Source organism: Winogradskyella thalassocola (genome assembly GCF_900099995.1).
Taxonomy (GTDB): domain Bacteria; phylum Bacteroidota; class Bacteroidia; order Flavobacteriales; family Flavobacteriaceae; genus Winogradskyella; species Winogradskyella thalassocola.
The window spans coordinates 96,353-119,046 of the sequence record NZ_FNCZ01000001.1 but is presented as its reverse complement, the minus strand read 5'-3'; the positions used below and the strand labels follow the sequence as shown (position 1 = coordinate 119,046).

Annotated in this window: 22 protein-coding genes and 1 tRNA gene; 10 read left to right on the top strand and 13 right to left on the bottom strand. The window is 33.1% G+C overall.

All coding sequences use genetic code 11. The features are described from left to right. The first annotated feature begins 82 nt into the window (after positions 1-82). The 8 genes from BLT80_RS00470 to BLT80_RS00435 all read left to right on the top strand — a co-directional run bounded on the left by BLT80_RS00470 (position 83) and on the right by BLT80_RS00435 (position 5,351). Positions 83-850 (top strand): TatD family hydrolase, encoded by a 768-nt coding sequence (locus BLT80_RS00470; protein WP_092465633.1) that lies wholly within the window; start codon positions 83-85, stop codon positions 848-850. Next, on the top strand, positions 851-1,879 hold the full coding sequence (locus BLT80_RS00465; RefSeq protein WP_092465632.1) for an asparaginase: 1,029 nt from the start codon (positions 851-853) through the stop codon (positions 1,877-1,879). Positions 1,880-1,962: 83 nt separating this feature from the next. Beyond that, positions 1,963-2,050 (top strand) — tRNA-Ser (locus tag BLT80_RS00460). Between the two features lie 76 nt (positions 2,051-2,126). Continuing rightward, positions 2,127-2,897 carry a MotA/TolQ/ExbB proton channel family protein gene (locus tag BLT80_RS00455; RefSeq protein ID WP_092465631.1) on the top strand — a complete coding sequence of 257 codons (771 nt, stop codon included), beginning with the start codon at positions 2,127-2,129 and terminating at the stop codon, positions 2,895-2,897. Positions 2,898-2,906: 9 nt separating this feature from the next. Beyond that, a complete protein-coding gene (locus BLT80_RS00450; RefSeq protein WP_092465630.1) occupies positions 2,907-3,353 on the top strand; it encodes a hypothetical protein in 447 nt (148 codons plus the stop codon). A gap of 6 nt (positions 3,354-3,359) precedes the next feature. After that, the gene (locus BLT80_RS00445; RefSeq protein WP_092465629.1) at positions 3,360-3,995 is read left to right on the top strand and encodes an ExbD/TolR family protein; all 636 of its coding nucleotides are present in this window, start codon (positions 3,360-3,362) and stop codon (positions 3,993-3,995) included. A 12-nt stretch (positions 3,996-4,007) separates the two neighbouring features. Beyond that, on the top strand, positions 4,008-4,475 hold the full coding sequence (locus BLT80_RS00440) for an ExbD/TolR family protein (protein WP_092465628.1): 468 nt from the start codon (positions 4,008-4,010) through the stop codon (positions 4,473-4,475). Between the two features lie 177 nt (positions 4,476-4,652). Next, positions 4,653-5,351 (top strand): porin family protein, encoded by a 699-nt coding sequence (locus BLT80_RS00435; protein ID WP_092465627.1) that lies wholly within the window; start codon positions 4,653-4,655, stop codon positions 5,349-5,351. On the opposite strand, the gene BLT80_RS00430 is transcribed toward BLT80_RS00435, so the two are convergent. Beyond that, positions 5,346-5,954 (bottom strand): hypothetical protein, encoded by a 609-nt coding sequence (locus BLT80_RS00430; RefSeq protein ID WP_092465626.1) that lies wholly within the window; start codon positions 5,952-5,954, stop codon positions 5,346-5,348. The genes BLT80_RS00435 and BLT80_RS00430 overlap by 6 nt on opposite strands. Positions 5,955-6,048: 94 nt before the next feature. On the opposite strand from BLT80_RS00430, the gene BLT80_RS00425 reads away from it, so the two are divergent. Next, complete coding sequence (locus tag BLT80_RS00425) at positions 6,049-7,941, top strand: hypothetical protein (RefSeq protein WP_092465625.1); 1,893 nt, start codon at positions 6,049-6,051, stop codon at positions 7,939-7,941. 4 nt (positions 7,942-7,945) lie between these two features. On the opposite strand, the gene rpoN is transcribed toward BLT80_RS00425, so the two are convergent. The 12 genes from rpoN to BLT80_RS19940 all read right to left on the bottom strand — a co-directional run bounded on the left by rpoN (position 7,946) and on the right by BLT80_RS19940 (position 20,650). Next, positions 7,946-9,412: an RNA polymerase factor sigma-54 gene (rpoN, locus tag BLT80_RS00420; protein ID WP_092465624.1), complete on the bottom strand. Its 1,467-nt coding sequence runs from the start codon at positions 9,410-9,412 to the stop codon at positions 7,946-7,948. 75 nt (positions 9,413-9,487) lie between these two features. Next, the gene (gene asnS, locus BLT80_RS00415) at positions 9,488-10,933 is read right to left on the bottom strand and encodes an asparagine--tRNA ligase (protein ID WP_092465623.1); all 1,446 of its coding nucleotides are present in this window, start codon (positions 10,931-10,933) and stop codon (positions 9,488-9,490) included. 33 nt (positions 10,934-10,966) lie between these two features. Continuing rightward, a complete protein-coding gene (locus tag BLT80_RS00410) occupies positions 10,967-13,375 on the bottom strand; it encodes an efflux RND transporter permease subunit (RefSeq protein WP_092465622.1) in 2,409 nt (802 codons plus the stop codon). Between the two features lie 168 nt (positions 13,376-13,543). Beyond that, positions 13,544-14,824 (bottom strand): DUF5686 family protein, encoded by a 1,281-nt coding sequence (locus BLT80_RS00405; RefSeq protein WP_092465621.1) that lies wholly within the window; start codon positions 14,822-14,824, stop codon positions 13,544-13,546. Between the two features lie 74 nt (positions 14,825-14,898). After that, the gene (frr, locus tag BLT80_RS00400) at positions 14,899-15,453 is read right to left on the bottom strand and encodes a ribosome recycling factor (RefSeq protein ID WP_092465620.1); all 555 of its coding nucleotides are present in this window, start codon (positions 15,451-15,453) and stop codon (positions 14,899-14,901) included. A 44-nt stretch (positions 15,454-15,497) separates the two neighbouring features. Then, on the bottom strand, positions 15,498-16,205 hold the full coding sequence (gene pyrH / locus BLT80_RS00395) for a UMP kinase (protein WP_092465619.1): 708 nt from the start codon (positions 16,203-16,205) through the stop codon (positions 15,498-15,500). A 229-nt stretch (positions 16,206-16,434) separates the two neighbouring features. Beyond that, complete coding sequence (tsf, locus tag BLT80_RS00390) at positions 16,435-17,409, bottom strand: translation elongation factor Ts (RefSeq protein WP_092465618.1); 975 nt, start codon at positions 17,407-17,409, stop codon at positions 16,435-16,437. Positions 17,410-17,490: 81 nt separating this feature from the next. Beyond that, entirely contained in the window at positions 17,491-18,279 is a 789-nt protein-coding gene (rpsB, locus tag BLT80_RS00385; protein WP_092465617.1) for a 30S ribosomal protein S2, read from the bottom strand. Positions 18,280-18,470: 191 nt separating this feature from the next. Then, the gene (gene rpsI / locus BLT80_RS00380) at positions 18,471-18,857 is read right to left on the bottom strand and encodes a 30S ribosomal protein S9 (protein WP_092465616.1); all 387 of its coding nucleotides are present in this window, start codon (positions 18,855-18,857) and stop codon (positions 18,471-18,473) included. Further along, positions 18,857-19,312, bottom strand: a complete 456-nt coding sequence (rplM, locus tag BLT80_RS00375; protein WP_092465615.1) for a 50S ribosomal protein L13 — start codon at positions 19,310-19,312, stop codon at positions 18,857-18,859. The genes rpsI and rplM overlap by 1 nt, the downstream gene beginning before the upstream one ends. 160 nt (positions 19,313-19,472) lie before the next feature. Continuing rightward, positions 19,473-20,456 (bottom strand): L-threonylcarbamoyladenylate synthase, encoded by a 984-nt coding sequence (locus BLT80_RS00370; protein WP_092465614.1) that lies wholly within the window; start codon positions 20,454-20,456, stop codon positions 19,473-19,475. A gap of 44 nt (positions 20,457-20,500) precedes the next feature. After that, positions 20,501-20,650 (bottom strand): hypothetical protein, encoded by a 150-nt coding sequence (locus tag BLT80_RS19940; RefSeq protein WP_175455517.1) that lies wholly within the window; start codon positions 20,648-20,650, stop codon positions 20,501-20,503. A gap of 173 nt (positions 20,651-20,823) precedes the next feature. Here BLT80_RS19940 and BLT80_RS00365 point away from each other — a divergent pair, with 173 nt between their 5' ends. Next, the gene (locus BLT80_RS00365; RefSeq protein ID WP_092465613.1) at positions 20,824-22,455 is read left to right on the top strand and encodes an ABC-F family ATP-binding cassette domain-containing protein; all 1,632 of its coding nucleotides are present in this window, start codon (positions 20,824-20,826) and stop codon (positions 22,453-22,455) included. The last annotated feature ends 239 nt before the right edge of the window (positions 22,456-22,694 follow it).

Here is a 22,694-nt window from a genome sequence, read left to right as displayed (position 1 = left end):
TGCGATATAGTGCTATAGCCCTTTAAAATAAATACTAAAACGAAAGTCATCAAATCCAAGATGACTTTTTTACTTTTGCAAAATGATTATTACAGATACCCATACCCATTTGTACAGCGATGCTTTTGATGAAGACAGAGCGGAAATGATACAGCGCGCCATAGATGCTAATGTAACACGGTTTTTCATTCCGGCAATAGATTCTACCTATACAGAATCTATGCTTCAACTCGAAAAAGATTTCCCTGAGCATGTCTTTTTAATGATGGGTTTACACCCCACTTCTGTAAAAGAAAATTATAAAGAAGAGTTGCGTATTGTTGACGACTTATTAGCTCAACGAAAATTTTGTGCGATTGGGGAAATCGGAATTGATTTGTATTGGGATCAATCTACTTTAGGGATTCAAATTGAAGCCTTCAGACATCAAATAAATCTTGCAAAACAATATAAGCTGCCAATAGTCATTCATTGTAGAGAAGCTTTTGATGAAATTTTTGAAGTTTTAGAACAAGAGAAGTCCGATGATTTATACGGAATTTTTCATTGTTTTACTGGGGATTTACAACAAGCACAAAAAGCCATTTCTTATAATATGAAATTAGGAATAGGAGGAGTCGTTACCTTTAAGAATGGTAAAATAGATCAATTTATAAATCAAATAGATCTCAAACACATAGTTTTAGAAACCGATTCTCCCTATTTGGCTCCAAAACCATTCCGAGGAAAACGAAATGAAAGTGCTCATATATATAAAGTCTTAGAAAAATTGGCAGAACTTTATGGTAAAAGTCACGAAGAAATTGCTAGTATTACTACAGAAAATTCAAAAGCTATATTCGGAATTTAAATGACAAAACAACCACATATTCTATTAATATATACCGGCGGCACCATTGGTATGATTAAAGATGTTGAAACTGGTGCGCTAAAGGCATTTGATTTTAAAAGTCTGCTTGTTAAGATTCCAGAATTACGATTATTGGATTGTACCATTGATACCATTTCTTTTGAAGAACCTATAGATTCATCCAACATGAATCCTAAATATTGGGGAGATATAGCGACGATTATAGGTGAAAATTATCTAAAATATGATGGTTTTGTGGTTTTGCATGGTAGTGATACCATGAGTTATTCGGCATCTGCACTTAGCTTTATGTTAGAAAACTTAGCAAAACCAGTAATCTTTACCGGTTCACAATTGCCTATTGGAGATTTACGAACAGATGCTAAGGAAAATCTAATTACATCGATACAGATGGCATCTTTAAATATTGAAGGTATACCTGTCATTAGAGAAGTAGGCTTGTATTTTGAATATAAATTATACAGAGGCAATAGAACTACAAAATTAAATGCAGAACATTTTGAAGCTTTTGAGTCATTAAATTATCCGCATTTGGCCGAATCTGGAGTCCACTTAAAAGTTAATTCAGAACATTTATGGAAGCCAACCCCAAATACAAAATTGATTTTACGTACAGCTATGGACACTAATATTGGAGTCCTAAAGTTATTTCCGGGTATTTCTAGACCAATTTGTGAAGCCATACTTACAAGTAAATTAATTAAAGGACTTATCATAGAAACTTACGGTTCTGGTAATGCAACAAGCGAAGCTTGGTTTATAAAATTATTAAGCGAAGCAATTAACAATGGACTTCATATAATTAATGTTACCCAATGCGCCGGAGGTAGTGTAAATATGGGGCAATATGAAACGAGTTCACAGTTAAAATCTATTGGTGTTATTTCCGGAAAAGATATTACTATAGAAGCAGCAATTGCCAAATTAATGTACCTTTTGGGAGAGAAAATTGAAGGAAAAGAATTCAAAACTATTTTCGAAACGTCCTTAAGAGGCGAAATGTCCTAAAAATAACAGAAAATAACACTATAAATTTTAGTGTTTGAAGTTTTTTTCGTTATTTGGCACTATGTAATTTGAAATAAATTTAGAGAGAGGTGGCCGAGTGGTCGAAGGCGCACGCCTGGAAAGTGTGTATACCTCAAAAGGGTATCGAGGGTTCGAATCCCTTCCTCTCTGCTGATATTTTTACGTGATTATTGCATATTTTTTTTTACCTTTAACACTTTAACTAATAAAATTAAGATTCAGAACAATGAAAAGATTATTTTCTATCCTTGCCATAACATGTTTAATGGCTATCGGAACTGTTAATGCTAATGCAACAACAGCATTTGCAAGTGCAACAGCAACTGTAACAAGTGTAACTCAAGCAGAAGAAGCAGCTTCCGAAGATTTGAGTTTCCATCAAGAATTAAAAAAGCGTTTTATCGAAGGTGGTCCAGGCTTTATGGGTATTGTACTACTATGTTTAATTCTTGGATTAGCGATTGCTATTGAGAGAATTATCTTTTTAAACCTTTCGACTACAAACACTAAAAAATTAACCCAAAATGTAGAAGATGCACTAAATTCTGGTGGTATCGAAGCTGCAAAGGAAGTTTGTAGAAATACAAAAGGACCAGTTGCCTCTATATTCTATCAAGGTTTAGACAGAGCCGACGAAGATATCGATGCTGCTGAAAAAGCTGTTGTAGCTTATGGTGGTGTACAAATGGGACAATTAGAAAAGAATGTGTCTTGGATTTCATTGTTTATCGCTTTGGCACCAATGCTTGGTTTCATGGGTACGGTAATTGGTATGATTCAAGCCTTTGATAAGATTGAAGCTGCTGGTGATATGCAACCTTCTTTAGTTGCGGGTGGTATTAAAGTAGCACTTTTAACAACGGTATTTGGACTTATAGTAGCGATTATACTTCAAATCTTTTATAATTATATCATTGCTAAAATTGATAGCATTGTAAATGATATGGAAGATGCATCAATCACATTGATGGATTTATTAGTAAGACACAAAAAATAAAAAACAATTATGCACAAAATATTAAAAATAGTAGCTGCTATTATAAGCGTACTTGGCATTATCTTTCTTGGAAGGATAATTGCTAAAGGCGATGATGAAATAAAAGCAGCAGCTTTAGCAGGAGATACTGCTATTGTAGATCCGATGGCTATTACAGCTTATATTATATTAGGACTCGTTTTATTATTTGTGGTGGTTTTTGTATTAAAGAATCTATTCACAAATACAGCAGGACTAAAAAATACACTGATAGGTGTAGGTGCTTTTGCAGCAGTATTGATAATTTCTTATGTGCTATCTGGTGGAGATGCTATGCAGTATAAATTACAAGATGGCTTTGCAACAGAAGGACAATCAACAATGGTAGGAGCTGGTTTAGTAGCGTTTTATATATTATTAGCTGTTGCTGCAATAACTATGATTTTTTCAGGAGTTAAAAAAGTAATCAGTAAATAATATAACATGGCAAAAAGAGCAGCACCCGAAGTTAATGCAGGATCAATGGCTGACATTGCTTTCTTATTACTGATATTTTTCTTAGTAACAACAACTATTGAGAAAGATAAAGGATTATTAAGAAGTTTGCCGCCTATTGATGATACCGAAGTTGAACCACCAATTATTAGACAAAAGAATCTATTTACGGTTAATATTAACCGTAACAATCAACTCTTAGTAGAAGAAGAGGAGATTCCAATTAGTCAGTTAAGACAGGCTACAATAGATTTCTTAGATAATGGTGGTGGAACAAACCAAGCAGGTGAATCTTGTGATTATTGTAAAGGAAAACGTTTAGAGGAGTCCTCTGATCATCCTGATAAAGCAATTATCTCAATGAAACACGATAGAGAAACCACTTATGAGAAGTACATGGATGTACAAAATGAGTTGGTGGCGGCTTATAATTTCTTAAGAGAGCGTGAAGCATCTAGACTTTATAAAAAGTATTATCCAGATGCAGAAAAAGTGTTTACTGCAATGCTTGAAGAGAAAGAGAAGAATCAATTTAGTAAGGATGAAGTGCTTAATGAGCGTATAGAGACCATTAAGAAATTATTCCCGATGAAATTGTCCGAAGCAGAACCAGATAAAAAATAAAACGTAACAATTATGTCTAAGTTTAGAAATAAAGAAAAAGGTGAATTGCCGGCAATTTCAACGGCATCCCTTCCAGATATTGTATTTATGTTGCTTTTCTTTTTTATGGTTGCAACTGTTATGCGAGATAGTTCTTTAATGATTGAAAACCAATTGCCAAGTGCAGATCAAGTAGAAAAACTTAAAAAAGATAGAACTATTTTTATCTATGCAGGTAAACCTAGTAGTCAGTATAAGCAATTTGGTGTTGAACCAAGAATTCAGTTTAATGATGCTTTTATTACAGTTGAAGATGTTCAGTCTTCAGTATATCAAGGTATAAGTGAAATGAATGAAGAACTTCAAAGTAAAGTGGTTGTAGGTCTTAAGATCGATAAGAATACCAATGCTGGTTTAGTATCGGATATTAAGCAAGAACTGCGTAAGGCTAATGCATTAAAAGTAATGTATATCGCTAATACAAAAACTGAAAAGTTATAATAAAATCTTAATTTTATAAAAAAAACGTCCTGAGCAATCGGGACGTTTTTTTGTTTAATAGATATTAAAGATTTTGTAGCTTTATCAATATTAAACGAGTATGTTAAGTCTATTAGATTCAAATGCATTGATACTAATAAACAGCATCTAACATTTAAATAAATTAAGGATTAATACATGAAAAGTTACCTTTTACTTTTAGTAACATTAGTTGGTTTTTTAGGGTTTTCTCAAAGCTATAATTCGGATACATCTGAACTTGATGAGAAATATAGAGAAGATCAATTCTACGCCTCTGTAACCTATAACTTACTTAATGAAAAGCCAAAAGGTATTTCTCAAACTGGTTTTTCTTCTGGTTTTCATTTTGGCTTTATTAGAGATATGCCAATTAACCAAAAACGTAATGTGGCTATTGGTTTAGGTATGGGTATTTCTACAAATTCATACAATCAAAAGAATGTATTGATTGAAGATATTGACAATACTATTTACTTCACTAAAATCGATGAAGGTGAATATAATGTCTCAAAGAACAAGTTTACCACCTATCTTGTTGAGGTTCCTTTAGAGATAAGATGGAGAACATCAAATCAACAAGATTATAATTTTTGGCGTATTTATACCGGATTTAAAATGGGCTATGTGTTTTATAATTCTTCGAAATTTAAAAGTGAAGTGACTAATGAAAAACTTTCTAATATAGACAGCTTTAATAAACTTCAATATGGTCTAACCTTGAGTGCTGGTTATAGTACATGGAATTTTCATGTGTATTATGGTCTAAATTCTATTTTTGACAACTCTGCAACGTTTGATGGAGCAAGTATAGATATGAAATCCTTAAAAATAGGATTGATGTTTTACATTCTATAACCAATAATTAAGTAGGATAAACTGCGGTACCAATCCTGTAAAAACACCTATAACTAATTCTTGAGACGTATGTGCTTTTAGATGTAAACGCGAGGTCGCAATCGCTCCAAGAATTACCATCATTAGGGCAATGGTGCCATTAATATTTATATGATAGTGCATACTTAATGCCACAGCAAACATAAAAAATCCAGAAGCAGCGATCATATGAATACTTGCCTTTACTTTAAAAACAGCCAGTATAAAACATGTTAGGGTAGAAAATAGAATACCTAAAAAGAAGAAATATAATTCTATAATTTCTTCAGGCGTCAGGACGCGGATTAAAATCAATACAATTATTATACAATTTATAAAAAGTGGTATTAAGCGTTCTCTAGTACTCTTTAAGTAGATAGAATTGACCTTATTAATTGTTTTTAGCAGAAAGAATAGAAGAATAGGTAATATGATCGTAAGGATAACAATCGAAAAAATTTTTGCATTTCTTACAGGTTCAGGAATATAACGTGGTGTTTTAGAAAAATAAAAAAGTATACCCAATAATGGCATAATTAAGGGGTGAAAAACAAACGATATACCTTTTAAAATAAATTCTTTCATGTCTAGTAACAAATGTAAAGTTTTATCCGCAAAAAAATCATGCTATAATTTAATAGTAGCATTATATATTATATTTTTATGAAAAAGGCATCTAATGATTAAAAAATACCTCATTTTAAGTTTATTCATTTTACTAAGTATCAATTATGCTTTGGCTCAAGGTAATTACGGAATCATTTTTCCTAAGTCAGAATCCGAAAGAAATCAATCTTGCAGAAGTTGTTTTTCAGCATTTCAGCAAAAACCAAAAGAAGTAAATTTCACCATAAAAAATGACAATGGTAACTTGTATTTTCACACTAACGATAAAACGTGGTTTAATAGTTTATTTACAAGTAATGATGATGGTATCGCTATTGATGTCGTTTCTAATGATATTTATGATTGTACAATAGAAAATATAAAAACGGATCAGATTAGAGGTGAATTATTAAGACCTGTGTATGCATCCCGACTTAAAAGCGGCTTAAAATCTATTGGTGAAAATTCCTATCGTGTATTAGTAGGTAAATTACCAGATAACCTAAAAAATAAAGAACTAGAATACAATATGCTTTTCTTAGGTAATAAAACGCTGTGTCGCTATCAAATCATCTATGATATTAAAGCCTACAAATGGGACTTATTAGATATGGGCATGTATTTAGATTCTATAAGTTTTAAAAATGAAAGAGTTTCAGATACTGGAGATGAATCATTTCAGATAACCTATAAAACGCTTCGCTTTAAAATACCATTTGAGAAGAATAAGACGCAATATTCATCAGCGGATATAAAACCAGTTTACGATTCATTAAACTTAACAAACTTTAATATAAAGAGTATAAATATAAAAGCGTATTCATCTATTGAGGGAAGTTTAGAACGCAATATAGAATTGCAACAGGAAAGAGCTAATAGTATTGCCAAGGCCATTCAATCGTATCAAAAACCAAATATTAGAACAACTATTTCGTCTTCAGAAAATTGGGTTGAATTTTTAAATGATATTGAAGGTACACAACACGAGAATCTTAAGTTGTTAAGTAAAGATGAATTAAAATCTAAACTTGTTGGTTCATTTTCTCAAGACATGGAGCATTATTTAAAAAATCATAGAAAAGCGGTTATTACGTTAGAATTAGAGCGTAAAGATATCTATAAAGCAAAATCTTCTACAGAATTGGTAAGTCTCTTTAATTCGTCTATAAAGGATGGTAAATTAGATGAAGCTGCCCAAATACAGAATTCAATTTTTGAAAAGCTAAAGAATAAGGAAGTATCACCAGATATTTTAAAAAATATGGAAATTCCTGCACAGTTGAAATTCATTAATTTTTTAAATAACAATAGTGCCATTAAATACCAATTAGACCAAAAGCAACTTATTATCGTAAGGAATGAACTAGAAACTCTAAAAAAATTAGAAGCTAAGAATCCTAAAGTGCGTTATAATTTAGTAGCCTTAAAATTTTTAATTTGGCGTCACAATATTGAACCTGTAAATGACGATAAGTTTAAATCAGAAATTTACGCTCTAAAGAGTTTTGGTATTGACCAGCAGCTTATCGATAGGATGATGATCAATTATCACATCATTAAAAGTGAAAAGTATATGCGCGAGCGCGATTACAAAAACAAAGATAAGTCGGTAAATTACATTACTAATGCATATAAGAAAGTCTCACTTTCAGATTTTGACTATTTTAGTTTAGCGCAGTATTTAGTGTATTATGCAAATACGGATAAAGCGGCTGAATTATTAACTAAAAAAGTGCGTTCTATAGATGTGGATGAAGACTTACTGTTTTACTACTTAAACTTAACACTAACCGATAATGAGCTCACTAAGACTGATGCTTATAGAGCAATTATGTTAAACGCTATAAACCTTAACAGTAACAGATATTGTAAAATATTTAATGCTGTTGAAAATGGAGGAGTAACATTTCAGCTATTGGCAAACGATTATTTGCGCAAAAGTTATTGTGAAAGTTGTACGCAATAAACGTTTAAAGTTCCTTTCTTAATCGTGCTACAGGAATATCTAATTGCTCTCTATACTTCGCAACTGTACGTCTTGCGATTGGATAGCCTTTTTCTTTCAATATTTTAGAAAGCGCTTCATCGGTTAGAGGTTTCTTTTTACTTTCTTCCTCTATAACGGTCTCAAGGATTTTTTTGATTTCTCTAGTTGAAACCTCTTCACCTTGATCGTTAGTCATCGATTCTGAGAAGAATTCTTTAATTAATTTTGTGCCGTAAGGAGTATCTACATATTTACTGTTTGCAACTCTAGAAATGGTAGAAACATCCATTTCAATTTCGTCAGCAATATCCTTTAAAATCATAGGACGTAAATTACGCTCATCACCAGTTAAGAAGTATTCTTTTTGGTAATGCATTATAGAACTCATAGTTACAAATAAAGTTTGCTGGCGTTGTCTTACGGCTTCTATAAACCATTTTGCAGCATCTAGCTTTTGCTTTATAAACATAATCGCATCCTTTTGAGATTTCGACTTTTCTTTAGTCTCTTTATAACCCTTAAGCATGTTGTTGTATTCTCGGGAGACATGTAACTCTGGTGCATTTCTACCGTTTAACGTCAACTCTAATTCCCCATCCACAATCTTTATCGCAAAATCTGGTACAATGTGCTCTACGATTTTGTTATTACCAGCATAAGAACCACCGGGTTTAGGATTAAGTCTTTCAACTTCTTCTATAGCATCTTTAAGTTGCTCTTCGTCAATATTAAATTTTTGCATTAACTTCTTATAGTGCTTTTTGGTGAATTGCTCAAAGCCTTTATCTATAATAGTTGTTGCTAGTTCGACATCTGGATGTTGTTCTTTTCTATGTAATTGAATACTTAAACATTCTTGAAGATTACGAGCTCCAACACCGGCAGGATCTAATTGATGCACGATGTTGAGGACCTTTTCAACTTCTTCTTCAGTCGTATACACATTTTGTGTAAACGCTAAATCGTCTGTAATATCAGCGAGTGATCGACGTATGTAACCACTTTCGTCAACACTACCAACTAAGAAATACGCTATTTCTTCTTCTTGGTCTGATAAACGAAAAGTATTTAATTGATTTATTAAATGTTGTGTAAAAGACGTTCCAGCAGCATAGGGAACAGATTTATCTTCATCATCTGCGCTATAGTTGTTGGCTTGTGTTCTGTATTCTGGGATTTCGTCGTCACTTAGATATTCATCAATATTAATATCATCAGCTTCAATAGTTTCATTGTCATCGTAAGTCTCTTCAGAATTATCGAATTCATCAAAGTTGTCGTCAGACTCGTCCGATTCTTTTCCCGTGTCTAAAGCTGGGTTTTCTTCTAACTCTTGCTTTAAACGTTGCTCAAAAGCCTGAGTCGGCAATTGAATCAACTTCATAAGCTGAATCTGCTGTGGAGAAAGCTTTTGTGAGAGCTTAAATGATAAAAACTGCTTTAAAGACATAAAATTTTAGTTGATTATAAAAATAATAAAAAAACCTATCAGGTTTTTAAAACCTGACAGGTTTAAATATAGTGATTAAAACTCTGCATTTTGTGGTGTTCTAGGATAAGGAATGACATCTCTTATATTTCCCATACCTGTAGCGAACATAACTAAACGCTCAAAACCTAATCCAAAGCCAGAGTGAACAGCTGTTCCGTATTTACGTAAATCTAAATACCACCATAATTCTTCTTCAGAAATATCTAAAGCTTTCATCTTTTCTTTTAAGACATCTAAACGTTCTTCACGTTGCGATCCTCCAACCATTTCACCAATACCTGGAAATAAAATATCCATAGCTCTTACGGTTTCTCTTCCTTCACTGTCAGGCTCATTTAAACGCATGTAGAATGCTTTAATGTTGGCTGGGTAATCAAATAAAATTACAGGACATTTAAAGTGCTTTTCTACTAAGAAACGTTCGTGTTCAGATTGTAAATCTGCTCCCCATTCTTCAATGATATAGTTGAATTTCTTCTTTTTGTTCGGCTTGGAGTTTCTTAGAATATCAATAGCTTCGGTATAGCTTACGCGTTTAAAGTTATTATCTACAACAAACTTAATTTTTTCAATTAGGCTCATGTCACTGCGGTCCGCTTGTGGTTTTACCTTTTCTTCATCAAGTAAACGCTTGTCTAAGAATTCTAAATCCTCTTTGTTATTTTCAAGTACATAGCTTAAAACAGATTTCATAAAATCTTCAGCTAAATCCATGTTTCCTGCTAAATCCATAAAAGCAACTTCTGGTTCAATCATCCAGAATTCAGCTAAGTGACGCGTAGTATTAGAGTTTTCTGCTCTAAATGTTGGTCCGAAAGTGTAAACTTTACCTAAAGACATCGCGTAAGTTTCAGCTTCAAGTTGACCAGATACCGTTAAATTAGTTTCCTTACCAAAGAAATCTTCTTTATAATTTATAGAACCATCGTCATTTAAAGGTGGGTTTTTAGGATCTAAATTTGAAACTTTAAACATTTCACCTGCTCCTTCTGCATCACTTCCGGTTATAATAGGTGTATGCATGTAATTGAAACCATTCTCGTTAAAATATTTATGAACAGCAAATGATAACGATGATCTTAAACGCATCACAGCACTAAACGTGTTTGTTCTAGTACGCAAATGTGCATTTTCTCTTAAGAATTCAAAGGAATGTTTTTTAGGTTGAATAGGGTAAGTTTCAGGATCAGAATCACCTAAAATTTCTAAACTTTTTACAACAATTTCAACCGATTGTCCTTTGCCCTGGCTTTCTACCAACTCTCCGGTTACGTGTATTGCTGCCCCTGTAGTGACGCGCTTTAAAAGAGCTTCGTCAAAATTCTCAAAATCAACAACACATTGAATATTATTAATGGTAGAACCATCATTTAAGGCAATAAATCGATTAGCTCTAAACGTTCTTACCCAACCTTTAATAGAAACATCTTGTAAGGTGACATCTTGTGATAATAATTGTGCTACAGTTTTTGAAGTCATTTTATAAATAATTTTTGAATGCTAAAATATGTGTTAATCTTTATTCTCTTTATCGTCTTCATCACTATCCTCAGAAGCAATAATATTAATAGAAGGTTTTCTTAAGACCTCTTTATTGGCAATATTTCGCTCTAAAGATAATAATAGCGAAGGTAATAACAGTAAGTTAGAAAGCATAGCAAATAATAAGGTTATAGATACTAAAGCTCCTAAAGCTACAGTACCACCAAAACTAGATATTGTAAATACCGAAAATCCAAAGAATAATACAATAGAGGTATAGATCATACTAACACCGGTTTCTCTTAATGCTGCATATACAGACTTCCTAATTTTCCAATTGTTGGCTTGTAATTCTTGCCTGTATTTTGCCAAAAAGTGAATGGTATCATCTACAGAAATACCAAAGGCAATACTAAACACCAAGATAGTTGAAGGTTTTATAGGTACACCCAAATACCCCATGATACCTGCTGTTATTACAAGCGGCAATAAGTTTGGTATAAGTGAAACAATAATCATTCTAAAAGAACGGAACAAATAAGCCATAAATAAAGCAATGAGGACTATGGCAAGTGTCAGTGAAATTGCTAAGTTTTTAACTAGATATTTAGTTCCTTTTTGAAAGACCAAAGCTTTACCTGTAATAATAACATTATAACGTTCTTTAGGAAATAGCTTGTTAATTTTAACTTGAAGGTCTTCTTGAATACGCTCCATTTTATCTGTACCAATATCCTTCATAAACGTAGTAATACGTGCATATTGCCCTGTGCTATCTACGAAATTATTAAGCATGTTAACATTCGTTGATGAATTTTTAGCATACGATAAGATGAAACTATTTTCTTGACTTGTTGGTAATTGATAATATTTAGGATTACCGTTGTAATAGGCTTGCTTGCTGTATTTTACTAAGCTTACTACTGAAATTGGTCGCGATAATTCTGGTATGTCTTGAATTAGGTCTTCAAGTTCATCCATACGTTTTAAAGTCGCTAATTTCATAACTCCTTTTTTACGTTTGGTATCAATCATAATTTCTAATGGCATAATACCATTAAATTCAGATTCGAAAAACCGAATATCTTTAAAAAACTCTGTGTTTTGAGGCATATCCTCTATAAGACTTCCCGAAATTTTAATTTGATGAATTCCAATAATACTGGCAACAATTAAGATCAATGTTGTAATATATATCGTAATTTTTTTGTTCTTTACCATGGATTCCATCCAATTTACAAAAGCACCAATCCAACGTTTATTTAAATGTTCGAGATGACGTTCTTTAGGGTAAGGTAAAAACGTATACATTATAGGAATAATGAGTAAGCACAATGTGAAAATTGCCAGAATACTCAATGATGCTACAATACCAAACTCTTTAAGTAATGTACTTTCGGTAAGCATAAATGTGGCAAAACCAGAAGCCGTTGTAACATTAGTCATTAAAGTGGCATTCCCCACTTTGGTAATGACACGTTGTAGCGACCTTACTTTGTTACCATGAGATTTTACTTCGTGTTGAAATTTATTGATTAAGAAAATACAATTCGGAATTCCGATTACAATGATTAACGGTGGAATTAAAGCGGTGAGAACTGTGATTTCATACCCAAGTAATCCCAAAATACCAAAGGTCCACATCACACCAATACATACAACGATAAGTGAAATAAAAGTGGCTGTAAACGATCTAAAGAATAAGAAGAAAATTAATGACGTTACAAATAGCGCTCCTCCAATAAAAATCGGAATTTCATCTATTATACTTTGAGAATTTAAAGTTCGGATATACGGCATTCCAGAAACTCTAACGTCTAAACCTGTTTGGGCTTCGAACGTATCAACTTTTTCCTGAAGATTATTTATAATAAATGCTTTCCGGGCAGGTGTATTAATAATATCTTTCTTTAAGTAGAGCGCCGTTCTAACGGTTTTAGTCTCTGGGTTAAATAAGAAATTATCGTAAAAAGGATATTGCTCAAAAAGCTCTTTTTGAAGTTTATTGACCTCTTCAATACTAGATATAGAATCCTTTATAAAAGGCTCTAATTCAAACTGAACTTTTTCAGTATTTTTAACTAATTTTTGAAGGTCTTTGATGGATAAAACAGCTTCAACTTCATCATAGCCTTTAAAGGAATCGGCAAGTGCATTCCATGCATTCAACTGTTTTACTGAGAATAATGTAGAATCTTTTACACCTAATACAACTAAATTTCCTTCTTCTCCAAAAATTTCTAAAAACTCGTTATAAATAAGGTTAACTTCATGGTCATCTGGTAATAAATTAGCTTCAGTAGATGAAAAACGCATGTGTTTCCATTGAAAGCTGAAAAACACCGTCGCCAAAATAATGGCAATAAGCATAAAAATTTTATTACGTAGAATAAGTCTCGCAATAGCTTCCCAAAAACCTGTGGTAAAAAGTTTAAACATGTCTTAGTAACGTCCTCAGAGTAAGCTCATAAGGTATTAGTTGAAAAATATAATTATTTTTGAAACAGTCTCCTCAATATCTTTAATATCGTTGAGTGACAAAAATGAGCGGTAAAGGTAGAAAAAACCTAAGGATTTGTAGGTTAATTAACAGTATTATAATTTGCCTTATAGTGAAATATTGAAGGTAAACTTAAAGGCGATGTTATCTTCAAAATTGGGTAGGTGATACCCCCCATATCTATAGGCAAAACTAAGTCCAAAACCAAAGAGTAATTTGTTGATTTCAAAACCAGATTCTGAATAGAGCTTGTTAAGTGTGCTAAATTGAATGCCTTGATGTCTGCTAGTATTATTCATATCTCCAATAGCATAACGCGATATTAATACCAGTTGTGGTTTAAAACGATCCGTAATTTTAAAGGGTTTTAGCGTGTGTTTCAATTGTAATGTTGAAAATTTATCGCTAAAAAATTCATTAAAATACATCGTTTCGAAACTATTTAAACCTGCCACAGAGAAACGCTGTAGTATGGTTTCTTTCCGAATATTATTAGGGTAGGCATGATATAGATGCGTTATTGGTGTGTCTCCTCCCGCAATGCCTGCAACCAGTGTTAGTTTGGTTATAGCGTTATTTTTATGTTGGAATTGCTGTATGGTTCTAAAATCGAGCTTGGAAAAATTAAAATCACTACCTAAAATAGATTTGAACGCTTGTGTGTATTGAAGCGTAAATTTTGGAAAGCCATCTTTGGTTTCTTCTAACTTACCATTTGTTTTAGCAAACGTGCTAAATGGACTCCATTGCAAACCGATTTTGGACGTACTTAAATCATAACTAGAGTAGGTTTTGTTATCTATTAAAAAGTTATAATAATATGTTGGGTCTATTTTTGATATTGCGAATTGAGTTTCCGAAAGTAAGTGGTTAGAAAATTTATGCTGTAGTGAAATGGATTTTGTAATGTGCCGGTGAAACAAATCAATATTTAATAATCGTGGCTCAAAAAAAGTAAAAAAACGTTTGTCGGTTAAAAATTTTGAACTTCCGGTTTCTTGTAAATCATCGATATAAGCAAGATTAATCCACGTATTTGAAGTTTCATTAATTCTAAAGCCTCCACCAATTTTATATTTAAGCGCCTTATCTTTAAAACCATAAACCAAATAGCCATCGATACGGTAGCGTTCTGAAAACCGATCATTTGTAATACCACCTAATCCACTTCGTATACCCTCGTATTGATTGAATTTAATGAGATACTTTAAATCGATATTAAAGTAATTAAAAGGCAGAAATCCGTTTCCAATGTTTTTTAAGAATTCTGTTTTCTTAATGGAATCTTGAGCTGTTTTTGTAGAGTCTTTTTTAGTTACACGTGCTTGCTGTGCATAACTGTAAGATGCAAGCGTTATAAGTAAAACGACAAACAGGTGCTTTCGCATTTAAAATGTTTAATTGTGATATTAAAAAAAACATCCCAAATGTGTTGGGATGTTATATGTTATGCGTGTTAAAATTACACGGTCATTATTTCTTTTTCCTTAAGCTCTAGAATTTCGTCTATTTTCTTAACATAAGAATCGGTAAGTTTTTGGATATCTGCTTCTGCATTTTTTTGTAAATCTTCAGATACGTCAGAATCTTTAATGTCATGATTAGCATCTTTTCGGGCGCTTCTAACTCCGATTTTGGCATCTTCAGCTTCTGCTTTAGCTTGTTTTGCTAAATCGCGTCGTCTCTCTTCAGTTAATGGTGGTACATTTATAATGATGGTATCACCGTTATTCATGGGATTAAAGCCAAGATTAGCAATCATAATTCCACGTTCAATTTCTTGAAGCATATTTTTTTCCCATGGTTGAACTGTTATTGTTCTTCCGTCTGGTGTATTTACATTTGCTACTTGACTCAACGGTGTTTGTGAGCCATAATAATCGACCATTACGCTACCTAACATCGCAGGGCTAGCTTTACCGGCTCTAATGTTTGTAAATTGCTTAGCTAAATGCTTAAGAGCAGCATCCATGGCCTCTTTTGTGGAGTCTATTATAAATTGAATGTCTTCGTTCATTGTGTTAACTTTTTAATTGAGAGTTATCAAAGTTTAAGCCAAAGTTAAACATTGACTTCTGTTCCTATACTTTCTCCAGAAACTACTTTTAATAAGTTTCCTTTTTTATTCATATCAAAAACAATAATTGGCAACTCATTTTCTTGACTTAGAGTGAATGCCGTTGTATCCATAACTTTTAAACCTTTTAGTAGAACATCTTTAAAAGAAATATGATCAAACTTAACTGCTGTACTATCTTTTTCTGGATCCGCAGAATAAATACCATCAACACGAGTCCCTTTTAAGATCACATCGGCTTCTATTTCTATAGCACGTAATACGGCTGCAGAATCTGTTGTGAAATACGGATTTCCTGTTCCACCACCAAAAATTACAACACGACCTTTATTAAGATGACTCATTGCTTTTCGTCTTATAAACGGTTCAGCAACTTCATTAATTTTAATAGCCGTCTGTAAACGTGTTTTGATACCTTTATCTTCTAGTGCGTTTTGTAAGGCTAAGCCATTTATCACAGTGGCTAGCATACCCATATGGTCACCTTGAACACGATCCATACCTTGCATAGCACCTGCAACACCTCTAAAAATGTTTCCACCACCTATAACGATAGCGACTTCTACACCTAATTCTGTTATTTCTTTAATATCTAGAGCATATTCTGAAAGTCGCTCAGGATCGATACCGTATTGACGATTTCCCATTAAGGCTTCTCCAGATAATTTTAGTAATATTCTTTTATATTTCATTAGATAGGTTCTGTTCAAATTTTGAGTCTGTATGAAATCTGCCAAGTAATTACTATTGTAAAATTAGTATCATCTTGGCTCATTTCAATAGATGATTTAAAAGTTGAGCAAAGCTACGTAATTATTAGCATCTGTAAAAGTGAAAAAAACGCTAAAAAAAAAGTCATTATCCAAAATATGGATAATGACTTTTAAAAGATATGTAGATTCTGCTTATGCAGTGACTTAATTATCCTACTGTAGCACGTTTAAAACCAGTAACAGTAACGTCACCATAAGTTGCAACGTAATCAGCAACAGTTTGCTTTTCGTCTTTGATAAACTTTTGATCTAATAAACATTGTTCTTGATCTAAAGTTGTGTTATCAGAAATAAAACGCTCCATTTTACCAGGTAAAATTCTATCCCAGATTTGTTCTGGCTTACCTTCAGCTTTTAATTCTGCTTTTGCAGCTTCTTCAGCTTCAGCAATAACTTCAGGAGTTAGTTGAGCCATAGAGATGTAACTTGGTACATTCTTTAAGGTTTTACCTAAACGTCCTAATTCGATATTGTCTTTTTCAATTACAGCGATACGCGCTTCAGTTTCAGAAGCAATAAAAGCAGGGTCAAAATCTTTGTAAGATAATGATGACGCTCCCATAGAAGCAACTTGCATTGCAACATCTTTAACTAAAGTCTCAACGTTATCGACTTTAGCAGATAAACCGACTAAAGCAGCAATTTTGTTGATGTGTACATATTGTCCAACATAAGGAGCATCTAATTTTTCGAAAGCAGTGATGTCTAATTTCTCACCGATAACTCCAGTTTGTTCTACTAATTTTTCTGCAACAGTCATACCACCAAAATCAGCAGCTAAAAATGCTTCTTTTGTGTCATGGTTTAATGCGATATCAGCTAAGTCATTAGCTAATGCTACGAAGTTTTCGTTTTTACCAACAAAATCAGTTTCACAACCTAATACAATAGCAACACCTGCTGTGTTATCTGCATTAATTTTTGCGATTGCAGCACCTTCAGAAGAATCTCTGTCAGCTCTTTTTTCTGCAACTTTTTGACCTTTTTTACGTAAAACTTCAATGGCTTTATCAAAATCTCCACCAGCTTCAACTAAGGCTTTTTTACAATCCATCATCCCAGCACCAGTTGCTTGTCTTAGCTTGTTTACTTCTGCTGCTGTAATTTTTACAGTATTTTCCATAATTTTTAAATTTAAAAAGTCATTTAATTAATTTTCAAAATGAAAAGAACCAAATGACTTTTAATATTGTATAAATGTTATTTATTCTTCTTCTTCAGATACAACAGCTTTTTCTGCTTTTTTAGCAGGCTTTGCTTTTGCTTCTCCTTTTTGAGCTTTACCTTCTTTATCTGAACGTTCAGCTTTTCTTTCGTTTAAACCATCAGCAATAGCAGAAGTTACGATAGATAAGACTTTGTCTATAGATTTAGAAGCATCATCATTTGAAGGGATTAAATAATCAACTTCACGAGGATCTGAGTTTGTATCTACCATTGCAAAAATTGGAATATTCAATTTCTGAGCTTCTTTAATTGCAATATGCTCACGCATAATATCTACAACAAATATAGCACCTGGTAAACGTGTCATATCAGAAATAGAACCTAAATTCTTTTCTAATTTTGCACGTAGACGATCTACTTGTAAACGCTCTTTTTTAGATAAAGAGTTGAATGTACCATCTTTCTTCATTCTATCAATAGAAGCCATTTTTTTTACGGCTTTTCTGATTGTAACAAAGTTAGTTAACATTCCACCAGGCCAACGCTCAGTAATGTAAGGTTGGTTAACTGCACCAGCTTTTTCAGCTACGATGTCTTTAGCTTGTTTTTTAGTCGCAACGAATAAGATTTTCTTTCCTGATGCTGCTATTTTAGCTAAAGCTTCAGAAGTTTCTTCAATTTTTGCTGCTGTTTTGTAAAGGTTGATAATATGGATACCGTTACGTTCCATATAAATGTAAGGAGCCATGTTTGGGTTCCACTTACGTGTAAGGTGACCGAAGTGTACACCTGCTTCAAGTAATTCTTTTACTTCTACTTTTTCCATTTTGTAATAGTTTACGTTCTGTTAAATTAGCAATGTTCCATTTGGCTTATAGTTTTCACTATTTACTGTTGGCTTCATTTAGATGCTAAACTTTAATCCCAAATTTATTTCAGGATCTTTTCAATTTCAATAAAAAATAATAATCCAGAATCTGCCGAAGCAGATTCTGAATAAAAAATAATTGTTGGATATTAACGTTTCGAGAATTGGAATTTCTTTCGAGCTTTCTTTTGTCCGAATTTCTTTCTTTCCACCATACGTGGATCTCTAGTTAATAGACCTTCTGGCTTTAATACTAGTCTGTTTTCAGGATCTATCTCGCACATAATACGAGAAAGGCCTAAACGTATTGCTTCTGCCTGGCCGGTGATACCACCTCCATATACGTTAACAGTAATATCAAAGTTGCCATCATTGTTAGTCAAGGCTAAAGGTTGGTTTACTTTATACTGCAATGTTGCAGTAGTAAAATAATCCGCCATGTCTTTTTTGTTCACCGTGATTTTGCCACTTCCTTCAGCAAGGTACACACGAGCAACAGCCGTCTTTCTACGGCCGATTTTGTGAATTACTTCCATTAGTTAATTTCGTTTAATTTAATTGCTTTTGGTTTTTGAGCTGCATGAGCATGCTCTGTACCAGTAACAACTGTTAAATTTCTAAAAAGGGCTGCTCCTAATTTGTTTTTAGGTAACATTCCTTTTACTGACTTTTCTACTAATCTACTTGGGTCTTTCCCAAATAATTCAGTAGCTGTCAGACTTCTTTGTCCACCTGGATAACCTGTGTGACGGATGTAACTTTTTTCCGTCCATTTGTTACCAGTTAAGTTGATTTTCTCTGCATTAACAACAACTACGTTGTCACCGCAATCAACGTGTGGCGTAAAATTAGGCTTGTGCTTACCTCTTAAAAGTATTGCTACTCTCGAAGCTAAGCGACCTAAAGTTTGTCCTTCAGCATCAACTAAAACCCACTCCTTATTAACGGTAGCTTTGTTTGCTGAAACTGTTTTGTAGCTTAATGTATCCACACTAATTTGATTTATATTTACGCTTCACAGCGCAAAAAGATTAAACATTCCTCTTCTTAAAAAAGAGTTTGCAAATTTACGATAAACTATTGATTTACCAAACCTTGCTTAATATATTTTTCTGCTGAAAATCAGAGGATTTCAAAAATGACACTTTAAATTAATTTTTTGTAGCTCTAGTGAGCCTATCATTTATAGATTTTCCTAAGCCATAATCTGGGAATTTTTCGGCAATAATAACATCCAGATACATTTTATCTAACTGATGTAGAACATCGTAAAGTTTTGAAGCCGATTCGGCTAAGTCGCCAGATTTTGAAAGCGCAATTTGTACTTCGATTGCGTTATTTTCAATTTGAGATTGAAACGTTATGAGTCCAATACGTTTCTCTTTATATTTATCTAATGTGGTTGGAATATTGTCTGTTAAGATCGTCGTCGTCTTTGGTGCATAGTGTCTCTCTAACATACCAGGAGCATCCGGACTTATTTCTTTATTATTTTGACTACGCTCAGTAGCCATGTTTTTTATTTTAATTTTTCCAACAATGGCTTCAATGTCTTCTAAAGCTGTTGAACCTAATCTATAAATAATAGGGTCGTCATTTTCAAAACCTATAATGGTAGATTCTATGCCGCTTGTACAAGCCCCTCCATCTAAAACCATTTTAATAGTATCTTTAAAATAGGTTTCTACATGTGCTGCTGTCGTTGGACTAATGCTACTAAAAGGATTGGCGCTTGGTGCAGCTAAAGGAAATGGTAATTGTCTTAATAATTCTAAAGTTATAGGATGATTTGGAACACGAACCGCAACTGTATCTTTTCCACCAGTGATTAAATCTGGAATTATAGCTTTCTTTTTTAAAACCAAAGTTATGGGGCCTGGCCAAAAAGCTTCGGCTAATAACTGTGCTTTTTTAGGAATATATTCAACGATGTCGGAAAGCTTATCTATAGAAGGAATATGAACAATAAGCGGATTAAAAAATGGGCGCTTCTTGGTTTCAAAAATAGCTTTTATAGCTTTCTCGCTATAAATATTTCCTGCTAAGCCATAGACAGTCTCTGTTGGAATAGCAACAATGTCTTCAGCTGTTAACAGTTGAATCGCTTTTGATATATCTTTTGAAATAATACTCATAATCTTAAAATCCGATTGCAAAATTACTTCAAAATCTCATACGACTAAGATTTAAGTCTCTTATTTTTCTTTTCCTGTTTTTGCTGATAAAGTGCATAGCCTAATACGGCCATCTCTAAACCTAAAATTGCAATTTTGGCTTTTTTGCTTCTTGTAAGTGCACTTGTTAATCCTAATACTTTTGTGATAATCATAATTGTGATATTAAACGTTATTTATAATCTAATTTTAAAATTAGTTTAAAAGTGTCACAAGGCTTGACTGAAATACTACCAGAATTAACTGAAATAAAACGTTATATAATTTTATTCACAATTAAAAATAATGACTTTCCATTTAGTAGTTTTGCAAATTCAAAATTCAGAACATGATTTCAGTAGATAATTTAGCGGTAGAATTTAGTGGTCACACCCTTTTTAGTGATGTGTCTTTTACGATTAATCCCAATGATAAAATTGCGTTAATGGGTAAAAATGGAGCAGGGAAGTCTACCATGATGAAAATTATTGCAGGTGTACAAAGTGCAACTCGTGGTAATGTGAGGTGTCCAAAAGATGCTATTATTGCGTATTTGCCTCAGCATTTACTAACGGAAGATAATACCACTGTTTTCGATGAAGCGTCCAAAGCATTTAAGCACGTATACGAAATGCGTGACGAAATGGAAGGCCTTAACAAGCAATTGGAAACGCGAACCGATTACGAATCTGACGAGTACATGAAAATCATTGAGCGAGTTTCGGATTTGGGTGAAAAATATTATGCTCTCGAAGATGTCAATTACGATGCTGAAGTCGAAAAAGCTCTTAAAGGTTTAGGATTTAAACAAGACGATTTTTCAAGACAAACCAATGAGTTTTCTGGTGGTTACCGAATGCGAATAGAATTGGCTAAGATTTTACTTCAAAAGCCAGATTTAATTCTATTAGATGAGCCAACCAACCATATTGATATAGAATCGGTCATTTGGTTAGAGGATTTTTTACTGAATAAAGCCAATGCCGTTGTGGTTATTTCTCACGATAGAGCGTTTGTAGATAATATTACCAATAGAACGATTGAGGTAACAATGGGGCGTATCTACGATTACAAAGCTAATTATACACATTACCTTCAATTACGAGAAGATCGACGTGTGCATCAGGTAAAGGCCTATCAAGAACAACAGAAATTTATTGCAGATAACATGCAATTTATTGAGCGTTTTAAAGGGACGTATTCTAAAACCAACCAAGTAACCTCTCGTGAGCGTATGCTCGAAAAATTACAAATCATCGAGATTGACGAGATTGATACGTCTGCTTTAAAATTACGTTTCCCAGCGACACAGCGATCTGGAGATTATCCGGTGACGGTAAAGGATGTTTCTAAATCTTACGACGAGCATGTGGTGTTTAAAAATGCTAATATGTCTATTGCAAGAGGAGAGAAGGTGTGCTTTGTAGGTCGTAATGGAGAAGGGAAGTCTACCATGATTAAAGCCATTTTAGGTGAAATTGATGTGGAAGGTACTTGTGCTTTAGGTCATAATGTTAAGGTTGGTTATTTTGCCCAGAATCAAGCAGGTTTACTAGATGAGGACTTAACCATTTTTCAAACTGTTGATGATGTTGCTAAAGGAGATGTAAGAACTCAGATTAAAAGTATTTTGGGTGGTTTTATGTTTAGAGGAGATGATATTGAGAAAAAAGTCAGCGTATTATCTGGAGGAGAAAAAACCAGATTAGCTATGGTAAAACTCTTATTAGAACCTGTTAACTTATTAATTCTCGATGAGCCTACCAATCACTTAGATTTAAAATCAAAGGATGTTTTAAAAGAAGCTTTACAGAATTTTGATGGGACTTTAATTCTTGTTTCTCACGATAGAGATTTTTTACAAGGGCTATCTAATAAAGTATTTGAATTTAAAGAAAAACGCGTCGTTGAACATTTTGAAACTATAGATGATTTCTTGGTTAGGAATCGTGTTGAGAGTTTAAAAGGGTTGGATTTGTAATCGCTAATCATCGCCTTAATTGTCGAGATTTTATTTTTCTTCATTAAAACTAACTTTTCTTAGTTTATATCTTCTGCTCATTTAATGACATGGATAGGCTATCCGTTAATTTGTGCCAGTTTTATACTTAATACACTCCATATGTGAACTTGTAATCGAAAGGATTATTATCATATGTTGATACTTAATGTGTTATGTAAACTTTTAGTTGAAAACCATAAAAAGTTATGTTCATCTTT